Source organism: Staphylococcus sp. HMSC14D10, assembly GCF_001808125.1.
GTDB lineage: Bacteria > Bacillota > Bacilli > Staphylococcales > Staphylococcaceae > Staphylococcus > Staphylococcus haemolyticus.
On the sequence record NZ_KV792255.1, the window covers coordinates 43,145 to 61,026 of the forward strand.

14 protein-coding genes, 1 tRNA gene and 1 pseudogene are annotated in these 17,882 nt (G+C 33.1%); 1 reads left to right on the top strand and 15 read right to left on the bottom strand.

Annotated elements, in window-relative coordinates; all coding sequences use genetic code 11:
• Window positions 1–33: 33 nt before the first annotated feature.
• Window positions 34–621: an ATP-dependent Clp endopeptidase proteolytic subunit ClpP gene (gene clpP, locus HMPREF3134_RS06940; RefSeq protein ID WP_011276385.1), complete on the bottom strand. Its 588-nt coding sequence runs from the start codon at window positions 619–621 to the stop codon at window positions 34–36.
• Between the two features lie 193 nt (window positions 622–814).
• Between clpP and HMPREF3134_RS06945 the strand changes: the two genes are divergently transcribed.
• Window positions 815–886: transfer RNA gene (locus HMPREF3134_RS06945), tRNA-Arg, on the top strand.
• A 170-nt stretch (window positions 887–1,056) separates the two neighbouring features.
• Here HMPREF3134_RS06945 and whiA read toward each other — a convergent pair.
• The 14 genes and pseudogenes from whiA to HMPREF3134_RS07015 form a co-directional block, all read right to left on the bottom strand.
• Complete coding sequence (whiA, locus tag HMPREF3134_RS06950; RefSeq protein WP_037548865.1) at window positions 1,057–2,001, bottom strand: DNA-binding protein WhiA; 945 nt, start codon at window positions 1,999–2,001, stop codon at window positions 1,057–1,059.
• A 131-nt stretch (window positions 2,002–2,132) separates the two neighbouring features.
• Window positions 2,133–3,119 (bottom strand): gluconeogenesis factor YvcK family protein, encoded by a 987-nt coding sequence (yvcK, locus tag HMPREF3134_RS06955; protein WP_070441746.1) that lies wholly within the window; start codon window positions 3,117–3,119, stop codon window positions 2,133–2,135.
• Window positions 3,116–4,030 (bottom strand): RNase adapter RapZ, encoded by a 915-nt coding sequence (rapZ, locus tag HMPREF3134_RS06960; protein ID WP_011276388.1) that lies wholly within the window; start codon window positions 4,028–4,030, stop codon window positions 3,116–3,118. The genes yvcK and rapZ overlap by 4 nt, the downstream gene beginning before the upstream one ends.
• Before the next feature lie 193 nt (window positions 4,031–4,223).
• Window positions 4,224–5,165, bottom strand: coding sequence for a thioredoxin-disulfide reductase (trxB, locus tag HMPREF3134_RS06965; RefSeq protein WP_011276389.1), 942 nt, complete (start codon window positions 5,163–5,165; stop codon window positions 4,224–4,226).
• 63 nt (window positions 5,166–5,228) lie between these two features.
• A complete protein-coding gene (locus HMPREF3134_RS06970; RefSeq protein WP_011276390.1) occupies window positions 5,229–6,668 on the bottom strand; it encodes a tetratricopeptide repeat protein in 1,440 nt (479 codons plus the stop codon).
• 16 nt (window positions 6,669–6,684) lie between these two features.
• Entirely contained in the window at window positions 6,685–7,164 is a 480-nt protein-coding gene (locus HMPREF3134_RS06975; protein ID WP_011276391.1) for an acyltransferase, read from the bottom strand.
• Window positions 7,161–8,009, bottom strand: a complete 849-nt coding sequence (gene lgt, locus HMPREF3134_RS06980) for a prolipoprotein diacylglyceryl transferase (RefSeq protein ID WP_070441749.1) — start codon at window positions 8,007–8,009, stop codon at window positions 7,161–7,163. Before lgt ends, HMPREF3134_RS06975 begins: the two co-directional genes overlap by 4 nt.
• A gap of 3 nt (window positions 8,010–8,012) precedes the next feature.
• Window positions 8,013–8,948 (bottom strand): HPr(Ser) kinase/phosphatase, encoded by a 936-nt coding sequence (gene hprK / locus HMPREF3134_RS06985; RefSeq protein ID WP_070441752.1) that lies wholly within the window; start codon window positions 8,946–8,948, stop codon window positions 8,013–8,015.
• 336 nt (window positions 8,949–9,284) lie between these two features.
• Window positions 9,285–12,119, bottom strand: a complete 2,835-nt coding sequence (uvrA, locus tag HMPREF3134_RS06990; protein WP_070441755.1) for an excinuclease ABC subunit UvrA — start codon at window positions 12,117–12,119, stop codon at window positions 9,285–9,287.
• A gap of 7 nt (window positions 12,120–12,126) precedes the next feature.
• Window positions 12,127–14,112, bottom strand: coding sequence for an excinuclease ABC subunit UvrB (gene uvrB / locus HMPREF3134_RS06995; protein ID WP_070441758.1), 1,986 nt, complete (start codon window positions 14,110–14,112; stop codon window positions 12,127–12,129).
• 450 nt (window positions 14,113–14,562) lie between these two features.
• Window positions 14,563–14,790, bottom strand: coding sequence for a CsbA family protein (locus HMPREF3134_RS07000; protein ID WP_011276396.1), 228 nt, complete (start codon window positions 14,788–14,790; stop codon window positions 14,563–14,565).
• A gap of 5 nt (window positions 14,791–14,795) precedes the next feature.
• Window positions 14,796–15,437: a YfbR-like 5'-deoxynucleotidase gene (locus tag HMPREF3134_RS07005; protein ID WP_011276397.1), complete on the bottom strand. Its 642-nt coding sequence runs from the start codon at window positions 15,435–15,437 to the stop codon at window positions 14,796–14,798.
• Between the two features lie 208 nt (window positions 15,438–15,645).
• Window positions 15,646–16,461, bottom strand: a pseudogene (locus HMPREF3134_RS07010) (oxidoreductase).
• Window positions 16,462–16,862: 401 nt separating this feature from the next.
• Window positions 16,863–17,723: a COG3942 and LysM peptidoglycan-binding domain-containing protein gene (locus tag HMPREF3134_RS07015; RefSeq protein ID WP_070441761.1), complete on the bottom strand. Its 861-nt coding sequence runs from the start codon at window positions 17,721–17,723 to the stop codon at window positions 16,863–16,865.
• Between the last annotated feature and the right edge of the window lie 159 nt (window positions 17,724–17,882).

The following is a 17,882-nucleotide window of genomic DNA, read 5'->3' on the forward strand; positions in this document are numbered from 1 at the left end:
CACTCCCCATTTGTATGTCATGGTTAAATTTGATTATTTATCTTCTGGTTGCATAACATTATCAATTAAACCATATTCTTTAGCTTCGTCAGCAGTTAAGAAGTTATCACGATCAGTATCTTTTTGAATTTTTTCAATACTTTGACCTGTACGTTCAGCTAAAATTTTGTTTAATTTTTCACGTGTTTTTAAAATGTGATTAGCAGCAATTTCGATTTCAGTTGCTTGTCCTTGTGCACCACCTAATGGTTGGTGAATCATAACTTCAGCGTTTGGTAATGCAAAGCGTTTACCTTTTGCGCCAGCTGCTAATAGGAATGAACCCATTGATGCAGCCATACCGATACAGATTGTTTGTACATCTGGTTTAATATGTTGAATTGTATCATAAATTGCAAATCCAGCAGTAACACTACCACCTGGAGAATTAATATATAGATAGATGTCTTTCTCAGAGTCTTGAGCTTGTAAGAATAATAATTGTGATACAATTGAATTTGCTACATTATCATCAATTGCAGAACCTAACATAATAATACGGTCTTTCAATAAACGTGAATAAATATCGTATGCGCGTTCACCGCGATTTGTTGTTTCAATTACTGTAGGAATTAAATTCATTTATATTTCCTCCTTGTGATTAACTGTTAATTAGTATTTTACATCAAAAGTCAAAAATGGTCAAAATTTAAACTCATCTAGCATTAAGAAAAGTTGACCATATTTTAATAGATTTTGTACACTATAAACATACATTCAGATTGTACTTTTAAAATAACAATTAGTACAGAAATTTGTCTTTATCATTTAATATCTCCTCGTAGTGTAACGGATAGCACGTAAGATTCCGGTTCTTAAGATAGAGGTTCGACTCCTCTCGAGGGGGCTAATAGCTTTAATTATGCACATTTTAATTTCAAGAATGCCGTTGTGGCGGCGTTCTTTTTTATTTATCTTTTAATTAAAAACCAAAGAAAACTAAATTTCAGGGACCATTCAGGGATTCAAGTCTCTAGTTCTAAAAAAAGAACTCGCCAATCCATGACGAGTTTATACTTATAATTCTATTTTTTCACCACTTCGAATTTTGTCTGCAAGTTCATTTAACTTTCTTAAACGGTGGTTGACTCCAGATTTAGATATCGGACCAGTCGATATCATTTCTCCTAGTTCTTTTAAAGAGATTTCTTGATGCTCAACTCGAAGTTTAGCAATCTCTCTTAAGCGATCAGGCAAATTATCTAATCCGATTTCCTGTTCAATTAACTGAATACTTTCTACTTGTTTCATAGCGGCACTTACAGTCTTATTAAGGTTTGCAGTTTCACAATTTACTAAACGATTCACTGAATTTCTCATATCCCTAACAATTCGCACATCTTCAAACTTCAATAATGCTTGGTATCCACCTATTAAACTTAGAAAGTCAGAAATCTTTTCAGCTTCTTTTAAATAAGCAATACTACCCTTTTTTCGTTCTAAATGTTTAGCATTTAATCCATAACTATTCATTAATTTAGTTAAACCTTCAGAATGATTCTCATATTGAGAAAATATTTCTAAATGATAGGATGATGTCTCTGGATTATTTACAGATCCTCCAGCTAGAAATGCGCCTCTTAAATAACTTCTACGCATTTCATCATCTTTAATCATGCTAGCATCTATATCGTGAACAAAAATACCATTCTTTAATATACCAAGTTCATCTAGAATTTCTTTAGCTCGCACTTTTGTACGACAAATATAAATATTATTTTTCTTTAATTTCATTTTTTTACGAACTAGAATTTCCACTTCTACATTAAATATGCGTTTAATTAATGAATAAATTCTTCTAGCAGTCGTAGCATTCTCTGTTTGAACATTAATTACGAATTGTTGATTAGATAGGCTAAGTGCACCGTTCATACGAATTAATGCGCTAAGCTCTGCTTTGGCATTGCTTTCATCAACATCAATGCGTGTTAATTCATTCTTCATATCTGATGCAAAACTCATCACATTTCCCCCTCTAATCAATTTTATATATACATGTAACTAACATCCTATATAGTTGCACTATATTACACTAATACATTAATAAACATACGCCCTATATCATACCATAGTTATACAGATGATTAGAAGTGTTATTTTTTAGGTCTAAATTGAATCGTACTTGTCATTTCAAGTGCTAAATCATAGATCAATCTTGCTAAAACTTTAGTATTGTGACGTACTAAATGATCATCTAATATTTCGACTAAATTAGATGACGTAACCATTCTAATATTATGATCTGTAATTTTATGTTCATCCATAACAACCGGTTTAGCATTACGCTCTTTATAACGTTCTAACACTTTATCATCGTATTTATCATTACTACAGATGACATAATCAATAAAATCACTTCCAGCATGTTTATGTATTGCTTGAATATGGTCCATAACATCGTAATCTGATGTTTCTCCCGGTTGAGTCATAACATTAGATATGTATAATTTAGGTGCTTTAGAACGTAAAATAGCTTCTGACATACCTTTAACACATAAATTCGAAATAACACTTGTGTATAGTGAGCCAGGTCCGAGCACGATTAAATCTGCATCTTCTAATGCGTCAATTGCTTCTTCCATAGGCTCAACATTTTCAGGTTCTAAAAAAACACGATCAATACGTTTGTTTTTCTTTGGTATTTGAGATTCTCCTCGTACAATTTCTCCGTCTTCTAACACTGCGTTTAGCATAACATTAGTATTCGTTGAAGGAATCACTTTACCTTTAATATTTAAAATCTTACTTAATTCTTTAACTGCATGACCGAAGTCATTCTTTATATTTGTTAAGGCTGCTAGTAATAAATTACCTAGTGAGTGCCCTTCGATTTGATTTTCTTTAAATCGATACTGAAATAATTCTTCTATGACTGGTTCAGCATCACTTAGTGCTGCGATAACATTTCTAATATCACCTGGAGCAGGTATATCCATCTCACTTCGTATTTTACCAGTACTACCACCATCATCAGCTACAGTAACGATGGCCGTTATATCAATGGGGTACTCTCTCAGCCCCCTTGCCAATACTGATAGGCCTGTTCCACCGCCTATGAGTACAACCTTTAATTGTTTCATTTTCTCACGCCACTTTCGATATGTGCATCTCTGTGATGAACATAGACATTATAATCAAATATTTCTGTTAATTCTTCACCAATGCGTTTAGCTAACGCAACAGAGCGATGTTGACCTCCTGTACAACCTATTGCAATTACTAATTGTGATTTACCCTCTTTTTTATAACCTGGTATCATAAATTTCAGTAAATCCATTAATTTTTCGAAAAATATTTCAGTTTCTTTCCATTTCATAACATAATGGTAAACTGGTTCATCTTCTCCTGTCATCGGTCTTAAGTCTTCAACATAATAAGGATTTGGTAGGAAACGAACATCAAATACTAAATCTGCGTCTTTTTGTATACCATGTTTAAAACCGAAACTTGATACATTGATACTAAAGGATTTAAAATTCTCATCTTCAAATTTTTCTTTCACTCTAGCTTTAAGTTCTTTCGTCGTCAATTGAGTTGTATCTACAATATAATTAGCGATTGTACGAATATTGCTAAGCAATTGCTTTTCTTCTAAGATTGAATCCATCAAAGACATTTGTCCATTTTCATTTAAAGGGTGAGCTCGTCTAGATTCTTTGTATCTAGAAATTAGTTTTTCTGTTTCCGCTTCTAAAAACATGACATCTACAATTACATCGTTTCTACTTTTGATTGCATCAATTTCTTCTACTAATGATTTAAATAATTCTTTACCTCTTAAATCTATAGCAATAGCTACTTTTTGCAAAGAAGGATTACCTTGTTCCATTAATTCTACAAATTTAGGGAGTAAAATAGGTGGTAGATTATCAACACAGAAGTAACCAATATCTTCTAAACATTGTATGACCACTGATTTACCCGCACCGGATAGACCTGTTACTACTAATAGTTCACTTTTACTCATTTCATTTTCTTTATGGTTCGTCATTTTGACACCGCCTAGTTAATCTTTTTATTGTATACATACGTTTTAGAATATCGTTAATTTACTTTCATAATATCATATGAGCTACTTATCGTAACTATTATAGCGATATCTGAATATAATATTGATTTAAATAAAAAAGGCTAGAGCATGCAATCACATCATATAGTGATTGCATGCTCTAGCCTAATCTTATTTATGCTTCTTGCTTATCTTTTAATTCTTCAATGTAATCAATAGCACTTTGTGCTGCTATACTACCATCACCAGTAGCTGTTACAATTTGACGTAAACCTTTATCTCTAACATCACCAGCCGCAAATATACCTGGCACTTTCGTACTCATATTATCTTCAGTTACAATATAGCCCATATCATTCGTAATTCCTAGATTCACAAATGGTGCTGTTAATGGTTTCATACCAATGTAGATGAATACCCCATCTGCATCTAAAGTTTCTTCAGAGGCATCTTTGGTAGAAACAAGTGTTACAGAACCTACTTTTCCATCTTTTTCATTAATAGATTTTAAAGTATGACTCCATATAAAATCGATTTTGTCATTTTTAAACGCACGATCTTGCAAGATTTTTTGTGCTCTTAATTCATCTCTTCTGTGTACAATTGTAACTTTATCTGCGAATTTAGTTAGGAATGCACCTTCTTCAACTGCAGAATCCCCGCCACCTATTACAAATAGGTTTTTATTTTTGAAGAATGCACCATCACATACTGCACAATAACTTACACCGCGTCCACCTAGTTCTTGTTCACCAGGGACACCAATTTTTTTATATTCAGCACCAGTTGAAATAATTACCGCACGAGCTGTTATCTCTTTATTGCCTAAATTAATTTCTTTATAGTCACCTTTATCTTCAATAGATTTAATATCTCCATATTGATATTCAGCACCGAATTTTTTAGCGTGTTCGAACATTTTAGTTGATAAATCTGGACCAGTAATCATTTCGAATCCTGGGAAGTTCTCTACTTCCTCTGTATTTGCCATTTGTCCACCAGGCATGCCTCGTTCAATCATTACTGTGCTTAAATTTGCACGTGATGCATAAACTGCCGCAGTCATACCGGCTGGTCCAGCACCGATAATTGCAACATCATAATTTACTTCAGTCATTTTTATGCCTCCTACGTTTTTAATATCATGCGCATTATATATTAATATTTGAAATCTTTAAATTTATATGCTCAACAATTGATCAATTGCGTTATCTAACTTATAACGCGATACATTAAACAATTCCATAATTTTCTTTTTAGTCATATGACTATGATAATAACGATGATATAGATAAGCATGTGCAGCTACATATCTGTCAACTTCATTAAAATCAACATCGTTCGCAATTAACCCTTCACCTTTATCAATCCAACTTATAAATAATTCCGTATCTTTCTGTATGTCGTCCATTTCATATAAACTCACTAAACCTTTGTGAATGAAATCTAATTTATTTAAATGCAGTCCCTGTACTAAATAAGTAAGGTAAAGTTTTTCATAGTCATTCATTGTTTCTAAAATAGACCAAATCTCTTGAGTCATTAATATTTCTTTACCATTTAATTGATTTAATAAAAACACACCATAAAGTCTATAATGGCTATCATCATCTAATAACAGTGGTAATATTTTTTGATCAAATGTTTGTTTACTCTCTTCAAGTACCCATGGTGCGTAGCCCACATCAACTTTAGAAATTTGCAGTAACTTCTCCCAAAACACTTTACTCTGTTCTTTATTTCCGAGGTAATAATAATTAAAGCTCAATGCATTAAACATTTGAATTGAGGCAAATTTACCTTTTTTGTATAGTGGTAATAATATTTGTTGAGATGCATCGTACTGTTTTAAATAGCTTAGTACTATGCCTAATTTAAAACTTTCATCATCATTCATTGGTACTACTTTACTTAATATTTTAAGATACTTGTGGTACTTATCTTTTTCATTCGTATTGTAAAGTAGCAATGTATAGTGACATAGTGCATGTACATCTGAATTATCTTCTGCCAATAACGCTTCAAACATGTCTTTAGCAATATCATATTCACTTAAATACAAATAGCACATTGCTAATAAGTTTCGAATGACTCTATGTTCTTGAATTTTCTCATCTTGATTCAAAATATATTTACGTGCATCTTGTAATCTTCCTTGAGAAAATAAATATTGGAATAGTAATTGCGTTGAGAAAAGTTGTGCTTCGAGCTGAATTTTATCTTCACTCATATAAGACACTTCGAATGTTTTTTCTAATTCTTCTCTAAAGTCAGTATCATCAGTTAAAATCACATAATTAATACCAAACAAGAAGGCCTTGTTTGGCTCATTAAGGTCAATGTTTAATTGACTAAGTTGGTAGTAACTGTCGGCAACATGATTACCTTCAATAATGCTGTCATAAAACAAATGCTCAGCTCGTCTACCTAAATTAAGTTTGTTTAAGCAATAAGCATACTTTAATTTAATATCAAAATCTTGTGGTGACAAATCAAGCACTTTTTTATAGTATTCTACTGCCTTATTAAAATCTTGCATTTTATATTTTTGATCAGCCATTTTACGATAAAATGGTTCATCAAATTTCATCGAGATAATATTGTCATTGTTTTGCGCCATTCTTTGTCACCTCTCTTTATTTATGATGTATTTGCATAGGATTGCCATATGCAATAGCATAATCTGGTATATCTTTTGATACAACTGTTCCAGCTTTAACGACTACATGATTACCAATATGTACACCTGGTAGAATGGTCGAATTTGCACCGATTAATGTATGGTCACCAATGTACACTGGGCCATAGCGATATTCATCCACTAATACTTCGTGCGTTAATATTGTTGTATTATAACCAATTACAGAATTATTGCCAATTGTAATGAGTTGCGGATAAAAGAGATCAGGCATTACTTTATAGGCAATAGCAGTATGTTGTCCAATGGTCATATTCAATAGATGAATGTATATCCAACGTTTCCATTTTAAATTTGGTATAAAACGACATAATTCAATTAGCAATGTATTGGTGAATACTTTTGAAAAACGTACTAAACTATAAATTCGCCATAGCGGATTAATCTTATGATGGCCTTCTTTAGTTAAACGTCTCATGATTTCACTTTCGCCTTAGAGCTATTCCAAGTTAACGGACCTGCTTCTTTGTACAATGATGGTTGATATTTAATGCGACGATAAATTAAAATCACCAAACCAATTATAATTAAAATAACTGATACCAATTGCGCTACTCTAATATGACTTGTCAGCATTAAACTATCCGTTCTTAATCCCTCTACAAAGAAACGTCCAATTGAATACCATATTAAATAGAGTGTGAATGTTTCACCTACACGAAGATGCTTTCTAATTGTAATTAAAATGATGAATCCCAAAATATCCCATATAGATTCATATAAGAATGTTGGATGGTAGTATACCCCTTCAATATACATATTACGAATAATAAACTCAGGAATATGTAAATTTTCTAAAAAGGTCCTTGAGACTGGACCGCCATGGGCTTCATGATTCATGAAGTTACCCCAACGTCCAATACCTTGAGCTAAAATAATACTTGGTGCTACAATGTCACCAATTTGAAATGGATTTAAATTTTTAATTTTACAAACAATAATACCAGTGATAAATCCACCTAAAAGACCACCATGTATTGCAATACCACCATGCCATATCATTGGAATTTCAATAGGGTTTTGGGCGTAATATGGCCATTGAAAAATCACGAAGTAAATACGTGCAACGATGAACCCAAAGATGGCACTGTAAAAGATGACGTCAACAAGCGTATCTTTATGTAAATCAACATATTTCAAGCTTTCTTGAGCTATGAAATAACCAATAAGAATTCCTACCGCAATAATGATACCGTACCATTTTATTGAAAGCGGACCTATGCTAAATGCAGTAGGATCAATATAATTCAGATTAAAAAGCATGTTTTAGTTCTCCTTGCTTTGATGACCTTTTTTTAAGATTTCTTCATTTAAACGTTGATTAAATTCTTCAGCTGTATTAATCCCCATTATATTTAAACGATAATTCATTGCTGCGACTTCTATAATGACTGCAACATTTCGTCCTGGTCTTACAGGAATTGTTTTTTTAGTGATTTCTGTATCAAGAATTTGTAATGTTTCTTCATTCAATCCAACTCGGTCATACAGTTTATCTTTATCCCAATTTTCAAGGTTAATGTTAAGACGAATTTGTTTTTGTGTGAGGATTGACCCCGCTCCAAATAATGTCATGACATTGATGATACCGAGACCCCTAATTTCTAATAAGTGCTCAATTAATTTAGGTGGTGTCCCTATTAATTCATCTTTAGTTATTTCACGAATTTCTACGTTATCATCAGCTACGAGTCGATGACCTCTTTTCACTAATTCAAGTGCAGTCTCACTTTTACCTATACCAGAATCTCCAGTGATTAACACACCCACACCATAAACATCGACTAATACACCATGTAATGATGTTGTCTTAGCTAATTCATGTTCAAGGAATGTCGTTAATCGACTCATTAAACTTGTAGTTGCATCCTTTGATACGATTAGTGGTGTATCCATTTCTTGAGCGGCTTCAATCAGCTCTTGCGGAGGTTCTAATCCTCTTGTCACAATAATTGCAGGTGTTTCAGGACGACATAATTTTCTCATACGTCCATGACGTTCCTCGTCTGGTAATAAATTATAAAACGATAATTCTGTAGTACCTAGTAATTGAATGCGGTCTGCAGCATAGTGTGAAAAATATCCAGCCATTTCTAGACCTGGTCTAGAAATATCCGTATTTTTAATAGGTTTATGTAATCCTTTTTCACCCGTAAACAATTCTAATTTAAGTAATTTGACTAATTTCTCTGTCGTTAACATGAGTTCACCTCAAAATTTTCACTTGAATTCATTCACCTATTATCATATCAAAAATAAAGACAAGATTAATATAAAAAAGAAGAAATCCTATTATATTTGTTTCGTATACACCTTAGATTGCTTTTAAATGATTAAGAGAACAACATACAGTTTGTATTAAATCACTTAACCTCACTTATTGAATTTCTTATTATAATTCCCTTTGTTGGGTTTAATGTTATGTTATTAAAAAAACTGAGAAAAGCTCGATGTGAGCGTATTCTCAGTTAAGTCATTTAATGCGAGATGCCTATGATCCCTTAAATTACTATTAATTTTCAAAATCTATATTTCAATTTATTCTACTTTATCTCGTTCAAGTACTGTTTTTAAATATTTACCTGTGTATGATGATTCTACATTTGCAATCTCTTCTGGTGTACCAGTAGCAACTAGTGTACCACCACCATCGCCACCTTCAGGTCCTAGATCAATAATATGATCTGCTGTTTTAATGACATCTAGATTATGTTCAATAATCACAACAGTATCACCGTTCTCAACTAGACGATTAAGCACTTTTAGCAAACGACTAATATCATCGACATGCAAACCAGTTGTAGGTTCATCAAGAATATAGATGGAACGACCAGTTGAACGTTTATGCAATTCAGATGCTAATTTAACACGTTGTGCTTCTCCTCCTGATAGAGTTGTAGCTTGTTGTCCAAGCGTGATGTAACCTAAACCAACATCTACAAGTGTTTGTAATTTACGATGTATTTTAGGAATGTTTTCAAAGAAATACGTTGCTTCTTCGACTGTCATTTCAAGCACTTGAGCAATATTCTTACCTTTATAAGTCACTTCTAATGTTTCACGGTTATAGCGCTTCCCATCGCAAACTTCGCATGGAACATACACATCAGGTAAAAAGTGCATTTCAATTTTAATAATGCCATCACCTTTACAAGCTTCACAACGTCCACCTTTAACATTAAAGCTAAAGCGTCCTTTTTGATAACCACGAATTTTCGCTTCATTAGTTTGAGCAAATACATCACGTATATCATCAAATACGCCAGTATAAGTGGCTGGATTAGAACGTGGCGTTCTACCGATAGGAGATTGGTCAATATCAATAATTTTATCTAATTGATCAATACCTTCAATGCTATCAAAGGCACCCGGTTTAACTTTAGATTTATTTATTTTTTGAGCTAATGATTTATATAATACTTCATTAACTAGTGAACTTTTACCTGAACCAGACACACCTGTTACAACTGTCATTACAGACAATGGAATATCTACATCTACACCTTTTAAGTTATTACTTCGTGCACCTTTGATACTAATTTTGCGATCAGTTACTTCTCGACGATGTTCAGGAACGTCGATACGTTTCTTACCGCTTAAATATTGTCCTGTTAAAGATTTCTTATCTTTCATAACTTTACTTGGTGTGCCACAAGAGACGATTTCACCACCATGATTACCTGCACCAGGACCGACATCTACGAGATAATCAGCTGCTCGCATAGTATCATCATCATGTTCAACAACAATAAGTGTATTGCCCAAATCTCGCATTTCTTTTAAGGTGCTTATCAGACGATCATTATCACGTTGGTGTAAACCAATAGAGGGCTCGTCAAGCACATAAAGTACCCCTGTTAAGCGTGAACCGATTTGTGTCGCTAATCGAATACGTTGTGCTTCACCACCAGAAAGAGTACCTGACGCACGATTAAGTGTTAAATATTCTAATCCAACATTATTTAAAAATGACAATCTTGAAATGATTTCTTTTAAAATTTGATTTGCAATAGCTCTATCTTGTTCTGAAAGCTCGATATTTTCATAGTAATTTAATGCATTCTTGATAGAATATTCGACTACTTCTCCAATATTATATCCATCAACGTAAACAGATAGCGCTTCTTTACTTAAACGTTTACCGTAACAAGTTTCGCAAGGCAGTTCAGTCATGTATTTACTCATTACTTCACGTGTATATTCCGATGGTGATTCATGATAACGACGGTCAATATTGGGAACAACACCCTCGAATTTCATTCTTCTATGACGTGTCCCACCGTTACGACTGTGGAAAGAAAAATCAATTTCTTTATCTCCTGAACCATTCATTAATATGTTTTTCTGTCTATCAGTCAACTTTTTATATGGCTTATCCATATTAATTTTATATACTTCGCATACGCGTTTTAATAAAGTTGGGTAAAAATCTGAGCTCGTAGGTTCCCATGGTTCAATCGCACCTTCATTTAGAGTCTTATTAGGGTCTGGAACTACCAAATCAAGATCGACGGTTAATCTTTGACCTAAACCATCACAAGTTGGACAAGCACCGAACGGACTATTGAAACTAAACATTCTAGGTTCTAATTCACCAATAGAGAACCCGCAAATTGGGCAAGCATGATTCTCAGAAAATTTAAGGTCCTCGCCATCAATTACATCGACAGTAATGTTGCCATCAGCTAATTCTAAACCTGTCTCAATTGAATCTGCTAAACGTGTTTCAATACCATCTTTAACTACCAAACGGTCTACGACTACCTCGATAGTATGGTTTTTATTTTTATCTAATTCTGGAACCTCATTGACATCGACAATATCGCCGTCAACTCTAAGACGTACGTAGCCTTTTTTACCAATATCTGCGATAAGTTTCTCATGACTACCTTTTCTATGAGAAACAACTGGCGCTAAAATTTGAATTTTAGTGCGTTCTTCAAGCTCTAAAATGCGATCAACCATTTGTTGCACAGTTTGAGATTCAATTTCAATATTATGATTAGGACAATATGGCTTGCCTATTCGTGCGTATAACAAACGAATATAATCATAAATCTCCGTTACCGTTGCTACTGTTGAGCGAGGATTTTTACTTGTCGTCTTTTGGTCAATTGAAATAGCTGGTGATAATCCCTCTATCGTATCAACATCTGGTTTATCCATTTGCCCCAAAAATTGACGCGCGTATGCACTTAATGATTCTACATAACGTCTTTGACCTTCAGCATAAATTGTATCGAATGCTAAAGATGATTTACCTGACCCAGATAACCCTGTCATAACAATTAATTTATTTTTTGGAATTTCAATGTCTACGTCTTTTAAGTTATGTGCACGTGCACCCTTTACTACAATCCTTGGTCCCTTCATTCAAATGTCACCCTTCTGATTTTAATTCAAATAACATATCTCTTAGTTCTGTTGCTTTTTCAAAGTCTAAATCTTTAGCTGCTTTTTTCATTTCCTTTTCTATATTTTCAATTGTTTTTTGTCTTTCTTTTTTAGTCATTTTCTTAGGTAATTCGGTTTGTTGTTTTTCATTTGTTTCATCATTATCAACCGTGGCACTAATAACATCATGAATTTTCTTATTAATTGTTTTAGGTGTGATTCCATATTTTTCATTATGTGCCATTTGTATATCACGACGTCTTTGCGTTTCATCAAGCGCATACTGCATTGAATCGGTAATTTTATCGGCATACATAATCACTTCACCTTTCTCATTTCGTGCAGCACGACCTATCGTTTGGATTAATGAGCGGTTTGAGCGCAAGAAACCTTCTTTATCTGCATCTAAAATAACAACTAATGAAACTTCCGGTATATCAATTCCCTCTCTTAATAGATTGATACCGACAACAACATCATACGTTCCCATTCTTAAGTCACGAATAATTTCAATACGTTCTAACGTTTTAATCTCTGAGTGTAGGTAATTTACTTTAATACCCGCTTCTTTCATGTATGTCGTTAAGTCTTCACTCATTTTTTTAGTTAACGTTGTGACTAAGACACGTTCATCTCTATCAATACGTTCTTGAATTTCACTAAGTAAATCATCAATTTGATTTTTAGTTGGTCGAACGTCAATTTTAGGATCTAAAAGACCAGTAGGACGAATAATTTGTTCAATCATTTCATCGGTATGTTCAATCTCATAAGGTCCTGGTGTAGCTGATACATATACCAACTGATTCGTTTTTTGTTCAAACTCCTCAAATTTTAATGGTCGGTTATCCATCGCACTAGGTAATCGGAAACCATGATCTACTAGCACTTGCTTACGCGCACGGTCACCGTTAAACATCCCTCTTATTTGTGGCAATGTAACGTGAGACTCATCGATCATTACTAACCAGTCATCACCGAAATAATCTAGTAACGTATAAGGTGTTGAACCTAAAGGTCTTAACGTTAGATGTACAGAATAGTTCTCGATACCCGAACAGAATCCCATTTCTCTCATCATTTCTAAATCATAATTCGTTCGTTGCTCTAGACGTTGTGCTTCTAATAGCTTATTCTCATCTTTTAATTCTTTTAATCGCTCTTCTAATTCCTTCTCAATACGCTCTATGGCAATCTTCATTTTTTCTTCTCGTGTTACGAAGTGAGACGCCGGGAAAATCGCGAAATGTTCACGTTCACGAATGACTTCTCCCGTTAAATAATTAACTTCTCGAATACGATCAATTTCATCGCCAAAAAATTCAACACGAATACACATTTCTTCACGTGAAGCTGGGAAAATTTCAACCACGTCGCCACGTACTCTAAATGTACCACGTTGGAAATCAATATCATTTCTAGAATATTGTACGTCTACGAGTTTACGAAGCAGTTCACTTCGATCCATTTCCATACCAACTCGAACACTTACTACTAAATCTTTATATTCTTCCGGATTACCTAAACCATAGATACAGCTGACACTGGCAATGATAATGACATCATCACGTTCAAATAATGCACTTGTGGCAGAATGTCGTAGTTGGTCAATTTCGTCATTAATTGAGGCATCTTTCTCAATAAACGTGTCTGTTGAAGGTACATAGGCTTCTGGTTGATAGTAATCATAGTAACTAACAAAGTATTCTACTCTATTTTCAGGAAAGAATTCCTTAAACTCACTATACAGTTGCCCCGCTAATGTTTTATTGTGTGCAATGATGAGCGTTGGTTTCCCCACTTCTTTAATAACATTACTCATTGTAAATGTCTTACCTGTACCAGTGGCACCTAAAAGCGTTTGATGACGCTTTCCTTCTTTAACACCTTTGACTATTTTCTCTATTGCTTGTGGTTGGTCCCCTTGTGGATCAAACTCAGAATTCAATTTAAACGGGTAATGTTCCACCATTCTGATAAGCGCCTCCTTAAATTAAGCATTCTTAACTATTTATTTAAAACTTTAGTGTAAATAAATGATGTATGAAAATTTAACAATGATTTGTTTTAAATTGTATCTTTATTCTTAATAAAAATTCTACTGAAATAATTTAAATGACCTCTTTAAGTGAAAATCATAAATTCATTCACTTAATAACTTCCTATTATTTGTTAAGTATTCTCACTTAAGGCTATTTTATCAAATATATAAATAAAAATACAAACGTTTGTTCGCTTACGTTTGTATTTTCAAAATCATTTATTATTATTTAATATTCCACTAATGCGTGTGATCTATTCATATATAATTTAATGCGCCCGCTCTTAAATATGCTTTAAATTTTACTTCCATCTGAACAAATTGTGCATTTACACTATAAATCAACTTACAGTAACATTCAAAAGCTCTGTTTGATAGTATTTAGTCTTGATGCTTATGAAATTCAAGGTTATCTATAATGACATATCCAGCTAATAGGGATACTACATCGATAAAGATTATCCATTCATTATGAAAGAATCCTTTGTAAATTGAAGCAGCTATCAAAATCAATGTCACAATAACACCCACCCATTTACTTCGAGTTATGACACTAAACAACACGACTAATACACATGGAAAAAATGCAGCTAAAGCGTACCAAATCATTTATCTCACCCATTTTTTCGATTTAAAATCGCCATTGTAGTTTCTCGCAATTCTGCTCGAGGAATGAAGTTTTCAGTTAGCATTTCAGGTATGACATTTTCTATGAAATCTTGAACAGAACTTAAGTGATCAAATTGCATGATTGTTTCCAAGCTGTGTTCATAAATTTCAAAGAATAAGTCCTCGGGATTACGTTTCTGTATTTCGCCGAACGTTTCATACAATAAATCAATTTTGTCTGCTACTGATAAAATTTGACCCTCTAACGAATCATCTTTCCCCTCTTGTAGTCGTTCTCGATAAATATCTTTATAAGGTTCAGGTATTTCTTCATTAATAAACGTGTCCACCATATCTTGTTCAACTTGAGAAAACAACATTTTCAATTCCGTTTTAGCGTACTTCACTGGTGTTTTAATGTCACCAGTAAACACTTCGGCAAAATCATGATTCAGTGCCTTTTCATATAAACTTTTCCAATCAATAGTATTACCATGATATTCTTCTACAGTCGCTAAATATTGTGCAATCTTGGTAACTTTAAAAGAGTGAGCAGCAACATTATGTTCAAAATATTTAAATTTACCTGGTAAGCGAATTAATTTCTCTAAATCAGAAAGTCTCTTAAAATATTGATGAACACCCATTTTACCTTACCTCCATACTCTATTAAATAAAGATTATACTTACATTTATTATATCAATCAACATTTCTATGAGAAGTGTCAATTCTTTATACATTGTAAAATGTTGAAAAAGTATAAAAAAATAAGACCCTCAGCATAGTTTCACGCTTAAATGAACTATCGAGGTGTCTTAAGTATACAATTTGTCGAATGATTATATTACGATTCGTTATATTGAATTTGAAGCTTTCGTCATTTTATCAAATACTTTGGTTGGCAATATAGCATGTAAAAATTCAAGGGGTTTAGCTGCAAATCCTGTTAGATAACGCGGTTTAGGTTTATTACTGTCTATTGCTTTTGAATTCGCTTTTGTTACTACCATTGGATTTGAAAGCATATTAGAATGATATTGCTTTTTCATACTTTGAGTCACTTTCATCGCAGTAGCTTCATAGGCACCGCCTTTTGTAGAATCAGCTAATTTATCAGCAGCGATGATCCCCCAATCTGTTTTAATCCCACCTGGTTCAATAATAGATACTTCTATCCCGAATTCCTCTACTTCCATTCGTAAAGCATCGCTAAAGGCTTCTAATACATATTTCGTAGCATGATACCAAGCGCCAAAATAAGTTGTAAGTCATCTACCCATAGATGAAATATTAATGATATGTCCTGATTTTTGCGCTCTCATATGTGGTAAAACTAGCTGTGTAATAAGTGCTAAACCAAATATATTTACTTCAAATTGCCGTTTCGCTTATTCAATTGTGACATCTTCGATTGCACCATATTAACCATAACCGGCATTATTAACGAGTACATCAATTCTTCCTTCGTTTTCGATAATAGTATCGATTGCCGTTTTGATTGAAGCTTCATTTGTTAAATCTAATTTTAATGGGTTCACCTGTTTTATATTTTCAAGACTTTCTATCCTACGACTAGCGCCATAAACTATATTTCCCTGTACTGCTAAATATTCTGCTGTTTTATAACCAATACCACTTGTTGCTCCTGTAATTAAAATGACTTTTCCCATAAATGATTTCACCTTTATATTCTATTTTGAAAACACGATTATGCGTAAAAAGCACAAATCTATTATTAAAAATTCGCTTATATTGAGCTTACTTCAATACATAACAATTATTTCATTTTTCTTTTATTAACCAATATATACTAGTTACACAGGAATGTATTGTGATAAGTATTTTAATTAAAGATTAGATTGTTTTCCTAAAATGTACAGAAAGCGGTTCCTAACCATTTATATAAAATAAAACACCCCTTGCTCTAACTATGCCGCGCTAATTCGTTTAATCTTCCTATAAATTTCTATAAAACGGCATTATTCAAAAAAAGAGTTCAATAACTATGCTAAATTGCATAGCCATTGAACTCTGACATCTGAATATATTAAAACTAATGTCTATAAACTTGTTAGTGAATAAAATTATAGCTTGAAGTGTTTGTAATTGTTCTATTTGTAACATGGTTATAATGACCATTCCAGTTCATTTCTGAAACATATACTGATCCATCTTGATTAACATGTTCCACGACACCTACATGACCATAATAACCAGCAGTTGTTTGGAAAATAGCACCTACTTCAGGGCGATTATCTACTGTTAATCCGGCATTTTTTGCTGAGTATGCCCAGTTATTAGCATTACCCCAATAACTACCAATTGAGCGTCCTAATTGTTGTCGTCGATCAAATGCATAGTATGTACAATTTCCGAAACTATAACGGTTACCTTGATTGGCAGTTGTAACATGTTGATACGATACTGGTGTATTCACTGATGAGTGGTATGAATCGTGCATAGTATTTGTAGGTGCACTTGTAGGTACAATATTGTAACCAGTCTCATTTGTTGTGCTAGCACTTACCGATTGAGTTACTACATCTGATTGATTAAATGCTGTTGTTTCTGCATAAGTTTGTGCATAATTGATCTCTTTATTTTCTAATTTTGCTGCACCTTTTTCACTTACTGCAATTAAGTCACCTGGATGAATTAATGCAGTTACACCTGGGTTAAAGTTATATAATTGTTCAAGTGATAAGTGATGTGATAACGCAATTTGGTATAATGTATCACCATCTTTAACTTTAACGATATCTTTATTTGTTAATCCTAGATTTGTTTCTTGCTCCACTTGACTATTGTAAGTATTTGATTGTTGTGAAGTTGTATGTGTTGAATTTGTATATTCTTGTGCATTAGCTAAACCACTTAAACCTGCTAAAGCTGCAATAGAAGTCAATGTTACTGTAAGAGTCTTATTAATCATGTTGTCATTCCTTTGTTGTTTTATATTATTAATCTTTTATACTGTAGCACAACATATATTGTAGAAGTTCAATGTTATCGGCTTGTAATATAAAGGTTAAAAAGGGCTTAAATAACATAAGAAATTGTATACTCTAGTAATAAATAACATTACATTTTA

Bases quoted from the DNA above. Each gene is read 5' to 3' on its own strand.
- lgt (WP_070441749.1), bottom strand. From the start codon at position 8,009: ATGCTTTTTAATCTGAATTATATTGATCCTACTGCATTTAGCATAGGT.
- HMPREF3134_RS06975 (WP_011276391.1), bottom strand. From the start codon at position 7,164: ATGAGACGTTTAACTAAAGAAGGCCATCATAAGATTAATCCGCTATGG.
- uvrA (WP_070441755.1), bottom strand. From the start codon at position 12,119: ATGAAGGGACCAAGGATTGTAGTAAAGGGTGCACGTGCACATAACTTA.
- HMPREF3134_RS07005 (WP_011276397.1), bottom strand. From the start codon at position 15,437: ATGGGTGTTCATCAATATTTTAAGAGACTTTCTGATTTAGAGAAATTA.
- rapZ (WP_011276388.1), bottom strand. From the start codon at position 4,030: ATGACGAACCATAAAGAAAATGAAATGAGTAAAAGTGAACTATTAGTA.
- hprK (WP_070441752.1), bottom strand. From the start codon at position 8,948: ATGTTAACGACAGAGAAATTAGTCAAATTACTTAAATTAGAATTGTTT.
- HMPREF3134_RS07000 (WP_011276396.1), bottom strand. From the start codon at position 14,790: ATGATTTGGTACGCTTTAGCTGCATTTTTTCCATGTGTATTAGTCGTG.
- HMPREF3134_RS06970 (WP_011276390.1), bottom strand. From the start codon at position 6,668: ATGGCGCAAAACAATGACAATATTATCTCGATGAAATTTGATGAACCA.
- whiA (WP_037548865.1), bottom strand. From the start codon at position 2,001: ATGAGTTTTGCATCAGATATGAAGAATGAATTAACACGCATTGATGTT.
- HMPREF3134_RS07015 (WP_070441761.1), bottom strand. From the start codon at position 17,723: ATGATTAATAAGACTCTTACAGTAACATTGACTTCTATTGCAGCTTTA.
- trxB (WP_011276389.1), bottom strand. From the start codon at position 5,165: ATGACTGAAGTAAATTATGATGTTGCAATTATCGGTGCTGGACCAGCC.
- yvcK (WP_070441746.1), bottom strand. From the start codon at position 3,119: ATGAAACAATTAAAGGTTGTACTCATAGGCGGTGGAACAGGCCTATCA.
- clpP (WP_011276385.1), bottom strand. From the start codon at position 621: ATGAATTTAATTCCTACAGTAATTGAAACAACAAATCGCGGTGAACGC.
- uvrB (WP_070441758.1), bottom strand. From the start codon at position 14,112: ATGGTGGAACATTACCCGTTTAAATTGAATTCTGAGTTTGATCCACAA.